The sequence below is a fragment of the Ciceribacter sp. T2.26MG-112.2 genome (genome assembly GCF_900492205.1).
Taxonomy (GTDB): domain Bacteria; phylum Pseudomonadota; class Alphaproteobacteria; order Rhizobiales; family Rhizobiaceae; genus Allorhizobium; species Allorhizobium naphthalenivorans_A.
Map to the genome: position 1 here is coordinate 1 of NZ_UEYQ01000066.1, position 469 is coordinate 469.

Below are 469 nucleotides of genomic sequence, written 5' to 3' on the forward strand. Positions count from 1 at the left end.
ACAACGACTGATGTGCAGCAAACGCGTGCAGATCGCTATCTACCGGTTGCAGGCCGTAAAACGCCGCTTCGCCGCTCATTGCCGCACTGGCGGCTTCTACGGCATCTGCGCCGTACATGCGAACAAACGCATTCAGATATTGCAGCGGCTGGCGATCTTCTTCCTGTGCCAGTAATAACAACGTTTGCAGGCAGCGATAATAGTTGGCGCGTTCCGGACTAAATACTGATGAGTTAAACTCCATCGTCCATTCGGTCCAGACCATAGCCTGTTCCAGATCGCCACCAGCCAGCGCCAGCATGGCTTTTAATTCACCGATACGCAGGGTGTACCAACCGTTATCCGACCCGGTCGCCAGACCCAACAGCTCACGCACGCGGGTAAAGTCATCAAAACCTTCTTCATCCAGTTGCTCGATGAGGTTCAGGTAATCTTCTTTTTCCCACTCGCTGCCTGGTAGCGAAAGAAT

General features: G+C 53.3%; 1 protein-coding gene. It reads right to left on the reverse strand.

Annotated features, from left to right (window positions below):
- Window positions 1-469, reverse strand: a 469-nt coding sequence (locus tag DYZ14_RS24015; protein WP_154722939.1) for a hypothetical protein, incomplete at both ends; no start/stop codon positions are given.